This is a genomic window from Archangium sp. (assembly GCF_036389735.1).
Lineage (GTDB): Bacteria > Myxococcota > Myxococcia > Myxococcales > Myxococcaceae > Archangium.
Window position 1 is genome coordinate 1 of the sequence record NZ_DASVWK010000017.1, and the last position, 7160, is coordinate 7160.

A 7160-nucleotide genomic window follows, 5' to 3' on the forward strand; every position below is an offset into this window, starting at 1 on the left:
ACGGGGACGCGCTCTACTTCAGCCGCAGCCCCCTCCCCTTCGTCCGTGAGCCAGGCGAGCAGGCGGCGGTGAAGCGCTGGGCGCACCTGGGGCTGTATGGCTACCGACGCGAGACGCTGCTGTGGCTGGCGGGCCTGAACGCCACCCCGCTGGAGCAGGCGGAGAAGTTGGAGCAACTACGAGCCCTGGAGAATGGGCTCCGCATCCGCTGCGGGCAGGTAACGGGGCGCACGGTGGCGGTGGACATCCCCGAGGACGTGGCCCGGGTGGAAGCGGCCATGCGCGCGCGTTAGTCTGCGTGCGTGTCCGACACCCCCAAGCAGCCCGACGCCCCCAAGAAGCCCAAGTTCTCCCGCGTAACGTTCCGGCGCCTCCTGGACCTGGCCCGGCCCCAGGCGAACCGCATCAGGGCGGGCACCTTCTTCCTGCTGCTCGCCAGCGGCCTGGGGCTGCTCTACCCCATGGCCATCGGCCACATCATCGACCAGGTGCTCGCCGCGAAGGACCGGGCCCTCATCGACCAGATTGCCCTGGCGCTGGTGGTCGTCTTCCTCCTCCAGGGCGTGGCCATGGCGCTGCGCTTCTACCTCTTCTCCACCGCGGGCGAGCGAATCGTGACGCAGCTGCGGCAGGACCTCTTCTCCAGCCTCATGGCCCAGGAGGTGGGCTTCTTCGACGAGCGCAAGACGGGAGAGCTCACCAACCGGCTGGCCTCGGACACCACGGTGCTTCAGAACACCGTGAGCGTGAACATCTCCATGGGGCTGCGCAACGCGGCGCAGGCGATGGGCGGCATCGTGTTGCTCTTCTACACCTCGCCCGTGCTCACCGGGCTGATGCTGGCCATCGTGCCGGCGGTGGCGGTGGGGGCCGTGACGTACGGCCGCAAGGTGCGCGGGCTCTCCAAGGAGTCGCAGGACGCACTCGCCGTCGCCAACGAGGTGGCCGAGGAGGGCCTCTCCGGCATCCGCACCGTGCGCTCCTTCGCCGCCGAGCGGCACGAGGTGGCGCGCTACCGTTCCGCCACCGAGCACGCCTTCGACGTGGCGCGCCGCCGGGTGAAGCAGTCCGCCTTCTTCCTGGCCGGGGCCTCCTCCGCCGGCTACATCGCCTCGGCGGTGGTGCTCTGGTACGGCGGCCGGCTGGTGCTGGACGGTCGCATGACCGTGGGCGGCCTCACCTCCTTCCTCATCTACTCGTTGACGGTGGCCTTCGCGCTGGGCGCCCTGGCGGACCTGTGGGCGGACTTCATGCGCGCCTCGGGCGCCGCCGAGCGCGTCTTCGAGCTCATCGACCGCACGCCCACCATCCCCTCCTCGGGGGGCGAGCGTCCGCCGTCCGTGCAGGGCCACGTCGAGTTCCACGACGTCCACTTCGCCTACCCCTCGCGCCAGGACATGCCGGTGCTCCAGGGCATCGATCTGAAGCTCTCCCCGGGCGAGGTGGTGGCCATCGTCGGCCCCTCGGGCGCGGGCAAGTCCACCATCGCCGCCATGCTGGCGCGCATGTATGACCCGCGCAGCGGGCACGTGCGGCTGGACGGCAAGGACCTGCGCACGCTGGACCCCGAGTGGCTGCGGCAGCGCATTGGCACGGTGGCGCAGGAGCCGCTGCTCTTCGCCTCCTCCATCGCGGACAACATCCGCTACGGCCGCATGGACGCCACGGACGCCGAGGTGGAGGCCGCCGCGCGCGCCGCCAACGCCCACGAGTTCATCTCCCGCTTCCCCGAGCGCTACAACACCCTGGTGGGCGAGCGCGGCGTGCAGCTCTCCGGCGGCCAGAAGCAGCGCATCGCCATTGCCCGCGCCGTGCTCAAGGACCCGCGCCTGCTGGTGCTCGACGAGGCCACCAGCGCGCTGGACGCCGAGAGCGAGCACCTGGTGCAGGAGGCCCTGGACCGGCTGATGAAGGGCCGCACCACGCTCATCATCGCCCACCGCCTGTCCACGGTGGTTGGCGCGGACCGCGTGGTGGTGATGGAGGGTGGCAAGGTGGTGCAGAGCGGCAACCACGCCGCGCTCATGAGCCAGGAAGGCCTCTACCGCCGTCTGGTGGAGCGGCAGTTCGTGGCGGCCTGAGAAGTCCCCGCCCTCCCGCCTGCCCTGTTACCGACCTCACTTCGCAATGCAGCGGGAGTGGCGCCGGGAAAATCCTGGCATTACTTAAGCCGCCGCAGACGAAAGGAGGTGATGCCTTGACCGATAGCATGAGTCAGGCGTCCACCTCCGCCACGATGGCGCGCTAGGCAGCCTCCATCCCGGCGGAAGTGTTGACGCCACAAGTAGTTCGGGCCCGCCCGTTTCGCGCACCCCACCACGCTTGGGGCCGCGGATCGGGCGGGTCTCTTTTTGCCCCACCCCTTCCGCCCAACCCTCGGGAATGCGCGCGCGACAACCCTGTTGCAGGCGCGGGGGGGAAACGGCTCGTTCATCCGCTAGAGGACCTGACCTTGTCCATCACACCTTGCCCGAGCCCACTGCCTTCCGCCCTGCGTGAAGAGTCAGCGGTGGAAGCCCAGCGCAACCTGTTCTGCTTCAACTACGACGCCTGCCTGCATCTGGCGGTGAAACGCGGCTGGGACGGCTGGAGTTGTCGCCACTGCCCACTGCGCGAGCAGCGCCACAGCGAGCCCCAGGCCCGCGACTACGCCGAGTCCCGCCCCCGAACCCAGGGGCAGGACTGAGTTTCTTCGCTTACCGGGCTTCCGGGACCAGGCGGGCGTCCAGTCGTGCTGACAGAATGATTGACGCCCCCGGGGTCTCTTGGCAGGAAGGGTCATGCGCTCCAAGAAGACCAAGTTCATCTTCGTGACCGGCGGGGTCGTGAGCTCGCTGGGCAAGGGGCTCGCCTCTGCTTCCATTGGCGCCCTGCTCGAGAACCGCGGGCTCGACATCACGCTGCTCAAGCTCGACCCGTACATCAACATCGATCCGGGAACGATGAGTCCGTTCCAACATGGCGAGGTCTTCGTCACCGACGACGGGGGCGAGACCGACATGGACCTGGGCCATTACGAGCGCTTCACCAACGCGCGGATGTCCCGGCTCAACAACTTCACCTCCGGGCGCATCTACCATGCCGTCATCCAGAAGGAGCGGCGGGGCGAATACCTGGGCAAGACGGTCCAGGTGATTCCGCACATCACGGATGAGATCAAGTCCTGCATCCGCCAGGCGGCGCAGGGCGTGGACGCCGTCATCGTGGAGGTGGGCGGCACCGTGGGCGACATCGAGTCGCTGCCCTTCCTCGAGGCCATCCGGCAGATGCGCTACGACGTGGGCAGTGGCAACACCGTCTACCTGCACCTCACGCTGCTGCCCTACATCGGCGCGGCCGGCGAGGTGAAGACCAAGCCCACCCAGCACTCGGTGATGAAGCTGCGGGAGATCGGCATCCAGCCCGACTTCCTCCTGTGCCGCACCGACCGGGAGATCTCCCGCGAGCTCAAGGACAAGATCGCCATGTTCTGCAACGTGGACACGGGCAACGTGTTCACCTCGCCGGACGTGAAGAGCATCTACGAGCTGCCGCTGGAGCTGCACCGCCAGGGCATCGACGAGCGGCTGGTCGAGACGCTCAACATCTGGACGCGGGCCGCCCGGCTGGAGCGCTGGGAGGACATCATCCGCAAGGTGTACTCGCCCAACCGCGGCGAGGTGAAGGTGGGCATCGTCGGCAAGTACGTGGACCTCAAGGAGAGCTACAAGAGCCTCAACGAGTCCCTGCTCCATGGCGGCATCGCCAACGACGTGAAGGTGGACCTCCACTTCGTGGACTCGCAGGACGTGGAGGAGAAGGGCGCCGAGGCGCTGCTGGCCGGAGTGGACGCCATCCTGGTGCCCGGCGGCTTCGGGGTGCGCGGCACCGAGGGGAAGATCGAAGCGGTGCGCTACGCCCGGGAGAAGAAGGTGCCCTTCTTCGGCATCTGCCTGGGCCTCCAGATGGCGGTGGTGGAGTTCAGCCGCAACGTGCTGGGCCTGGCTGGGGCCAACTCGCTGGAGTTCAATGAGCACACCCCGCACCCGGTGGTGACGCTCATGGAGAGCCAGGTCAAGGTCCAGGACAAGGGCGGTACCATGCGCCTGGGCACCTACGCGTGCGCCCTGAAGCCGGGCTCGATCGCGCACAAGCTGTATGGGGACGCGGTCATCAACGAGCGCCACCGCCATCGGTACGAGGTGAACAACGCCTACCGGGGTCGGATTCAGGAGGCGGGCCTCGTGGTGTCCGGTCACAACCCCGAGCTCAACCTCGTGGAGATGGTGGAGTTGTCCGACCACCCCCACTTCGTCGGCTGCCAGTTCCATCCGGAGTTCAAGAGCAAGCCCTTCGCGCCGCACCCGCTCTTCTCCGGCTTCATCCGCGCGGCCCTCACCCACCGTGACGCCGGGAGGACGCAGGCATGAACCAGTCCATCGAGCTGTGTGGTTACAAGGTAGGCCCCGGCCAGAAGCTCTTCGTCATCGCCGGACCGGACAGCATCGAGTCCGAGGAGATGGCGCTTCGCCACGCGAAGCTCCTCAAGGAGATGACGAGCCGGCTGGGCGTGCCCTATGCCTTCAAGTGCTCCTACGACAAGGCCAACCGCACCAGCGGCAAGTCCTTCCGGGGCCCCGGCCTGAAGGAAGGCCTGCGCATCCTCGAGCGCGTCAAGCGCGAGGTGGGCGTGCCCATCCTCACGGACGTCCACGAGACGAGCCACGTGGGCCCCGCCGCCGAGGTGGTGGACATCATCCAGATTCCCGCCTTCCTCTGCCGCCAGACGGATCTGGTGGAGGCGGTGGCGCGCACCGGCAAGGGCGTCAACCTGAAGAAGGGCCAGTTCGTCGCGCCCAAGGACATCGTCCACTCGGCGCGCAAGGCCGTGGAGACGGGCAACCCCAACGTGCTCGTCACCGAGCGCGGCGCCACCTTCGGCTACAACAACCTCGTGGTGGACATGCGCGGCTTCCACCAGATGCGCGAGGCGGGGCTCGTCGTGTGCTTCGACGCCACCCACTCCGTGCAGCTGCCCTCGGCGGGCAATGGGGAGACGGCCGGCGAGCGGAAGTTCGTCTCGCTGCTCGCGCGCTCCGCCGCCGCGGCGGGAATCGACGCCCTCTTCACCGAAGTGCATGAGGACCCGGATCGTGCCCTGTGTGACGGTCCCTGCTCGCTCTCGCCCCAGATGTTCGAGGACGTGCTACGTCAGGTGCTGGCCATCCGGCGCGTGCTGGGGCACGAGCCGGCGTAGGTAGGGTGAATCGAAGTCGTGGGAGGGGAATCCAAGGGGCACGACATGACGGAGCTGCCGCCCAAACCGAATCGGGATGAGCTGACGGAGCGCGCCGCGCGCGTGCGTCTGCTCGTCTTCGACGTGGACGGCGTGCTCACGGATGGCGGCCTCTACTACGGCGACGATGGCGAGCTGATGAAGCGCTTCGACGTCAAGGACGGGCACGGGCTGGTGATGGCGAGGTTGGCCGGCCTGCGCACCGCCCTGCTCACCGCGCGCTCCTCCTCCATCGTGGAGGTGCGGGGTCGCGAGCTGGGCCTCTCCGCGGTCTTCCAGGGACGCAAGAACAAGGCAGCGGGCTTTCGCGAATTGCTGGGCCAGTTAATGGCGTCCCCCGAGGAGTGCGCCTATATGGGCGATGACGTCAACGATCTGGGCCCGCTTTCCATGGCGGGCCTGTCGGCGTGCCCGGCGGATGCGGCACCCGAGGTACGCCAGGAAGTGCATTACGTCGCGCGGAACCGGGGGGGACACGGCGCCGCGCGCGAGTTGGTGGAGTTGTGCTTGAAGGCCTCGGGACGGTGGGAAGCCACCGTTCAACACATGAGGGACCCTGATGCCCTACAAGCTGTCAAGTTGTGAAATCGAAGAATTTTCGCTTCCCGCTTAGGTGTCTTATCCTATGAAGGCCGGAAGCCTAGAAGAGCAGAGTGAGGGGAGTTCGATGACGGATCAGCTCTACACGACCCACGACATCAGCCGATTGCTGCAGGTCGACCCGTCCACGGTGAGCAAGTGGATCGACCGCGGCATCCTCATGGCGTTCCGGACGCCGGGTGGACACCGGCGGGTGCGCTCGGCGGACCTTCGGACGTTCCTCATCACCCACCAGATGCCGGTGCCCGAGGAGCTGGGCAGCAGCACCGTGCGCCTGCTGGTGGTGGATGACGAGCGGCAGGTGCTCGACGCCATCAAGCGCGCCTTCAAGCCCTACGCCAACCAGGTGGAGCTTCAGACGACCACCAGTGGCGTCGAGGCGCTGCTGCTCGTCAGTGAGCAGAAGCCGCACGGCATGCTCATCGACCTGAACATGCCGGACATCGACGGTATCGAGGTGTGCCGCCGCATCCGCGCCCGCAAGCAGATGGAGGGCGTGCGGCTCATCACCATGACGTCCGCCCACTCGCCCGAGGTGGTCGAGAGCTCCAAGCAGGCCGGCGCCGTGGCGTGCCTGCCCAAGCCGCTGGACGTGCAGCAGGTGCTGGACTTGTTCCGCGTGCCGCTGGCGCTCGGGGCCAACACCGCCGTCAAGCGCTAGCGCGCGGACGCGACCCCGAGACTTCTGGCGGACGGGACGAGCCCTTCTTCAGGGCTCGTCCCCGCCGGGTGCTCGGCGTTCCCCTCTCAGCCGTTGACCTTCACCTGCACCACGCGGGGCCGCGACTCCTCGCGCCGCGGGAGCGTCAGCGTCAGCACGCCATTCTCGTAGCGGGCCTCCACCTTGGACGCATCCACGGTGCGCGGCAGCACGAAGGAGCGGGTGTACACGCCGAAGCTGCGCTCCAGCCTGCGCGCGCCGTCCTTGTCCGAGCGCTCCACCTTGCGCTCCGACTTCAGGGTAAGGGTGTCGTTCTCCACCTTCACCTCGATGGCCTTCGGGTCATGCCCCGGCAGGTCCACCTGGAGGGTGATGCCCTCGGCCGTCTCGTAGATGTCGGCCGGCGGGAGGAGCTCGCGCGCGCCGCCCTGGCGCACGGACAGGTCACGGAAGAGCTGGTCGAACTCCTTCACCACCAGAGGCCCCAGCGCCACGGCACCATTGCTCATCAACGGGTTCCAACGGCTTTGCATGGACGTCTCCTGTGCGCGCCAGACTCCTCGCGGAGCCACGGCGCGTGGTGGTGGTGAAACAGAAAGGGTTTGTTTGCTCGTGCGCGGCGCC

At 67.7% G+C, this 7160-nt stretch carries 8 protein-coding genes; 7 read left to right on the forward strand and 1 reads right to left on the reverse strand.

Going from position 1 to position 7160, the window contains the following annotated elements:
• From VF794_RS00485 to VF794_RS00515, 7 genes are all read left to right on the forward strand, one after another.
• A partial coding sequence (locus VF794_RS00485) for a cytidylyltransferase domain-containing protein (protein WP_414640850.1) occupies window positions 1–293 on the forward strand: 293 nt, incomplete at its 5' end.
• Between the two features lie 9 nt (window positions 294–302).
• The gene (locus VF794_RS00490) at window positions 303–2081 is read left to right on the forward strand and encodes an ABC transporter ATP-binding protein (protein WP_331106601.1); all 1779 of its coding nucleotides are present in this window, start codon (window positions 303–305) and stop codon (window positions 2079–2081) included.
• 371 nt (window positions 2082–2452) lie between these two features.
• Complete coding sequence (locus VF794_RS00495) at window positions 2453–2686, forward strand: hypothetical protein (RefSeq protein WP_331106603.1); 234 nt, start codon at window positions 2453–2455, stop codon at window positions 2684–2686.
• Between the two features lie 94 nt (window positions 2687–2780).
• Window positions 2781–4409 carry a CTP synthase gene (locus VF794_RS00500; protein WP_331106605.1) on the forward strand — a complete coding sequence of 543 codons (1629 nt, stop codon included), beginning with the start codon at window positions 2781–2783 and terminating at the stop codon, window positions 4407–4409.
• Window positions 4406–5236, forward strand: coding sequence for a 3-deoxy-8-phosphooctulonate synthase (kdsA, locus tag VF794_RS00505; RefSeq protein WP_331106607.1), 831 nt, complete (start codon window positions 4406–4408; stop codon window positions 5234–5236). The genes VF794_RS00500 and kdsA overlap by 4 nt, the downstream gene beginning before the upstream one ends.
• A 45-nt stretch (window positions 5237–5281) precedes the next feature.
• A complete protein-coding gene (locus tag VF794_RS00510; protein WP_331106609.1) occupies window positions 5282–5860 on the forward strand; it encodes a KdsC family phosphatase in 579 nt (192 codons plus the stop codon).
• Between the two features lie 82 nt (window positions 5861–5942).
• Complete coding sequence (locus VF794_RS00515) at window positions 5943–6536, forward strand: response regulator (protein ID WP_108076405.1); 594 nt, start codon at window positions 5943–5945, stop codon at window positions 6534–6536.
• 86 nt (window positions 6537–6622) lie between these two features.
• Here VF794_RS00515 and VF794_RS00520 read toward each other — a convergent pair whose 3' ends face one another.
• On the reverse strand, window positions 6623–7069 hold the full coding sequence (locus VF794_RS00520) for an Hsp20/alpha crystallin family protein (protein WP_331106617.1): 447 nt from the start codon (window positions 7067–7069) through the stop codon (window positions 6623–6625).
• Window positions 7070–7160: the final 91 nt, after the last annotated feature.

What these genes read in the sequence shown, in the direction of transcription:
- VF794_RS00520 (WP_331106617.1), bottom strand. Translation starts at nt 7,069, where the DNA reads ATGCAAAGCCGTTGGAACCCGTTGATGAGCAATGGTGCCGTGGCGCTG.
- VF794_RS00500 (WP_331106605.1), top strand. Translation starts at nt 2,781, where the DNA reads ATGCGCTCCAAGAAGACCAAGTTCATCTTCGTGACCGGCGGGGTCGTG.
- kdsA (WP_331106607.1), top strand. Translation starts at nt 4,406, where the DNA reads ATGAACCAGTCCATCGAGCTGTGTGGTTACAAGGTAGGCCCCGGCCAG.
- VF794_RS00515 (WP_108076405.1), top strand. Translation starts at nt 5,943, where the DNA reads ATGACGGATCAGCTCTACACGACCCACGACATCAGCCGATTGCTGCAG.
- VF794_RS00510 (WP_331106609.1), top strand. Translation starts at nt 5,282, where the DNA reads ATGACGGAGCTGCCGCCCAAACCGAATCGGGATGAGCTGACGGAGCGC.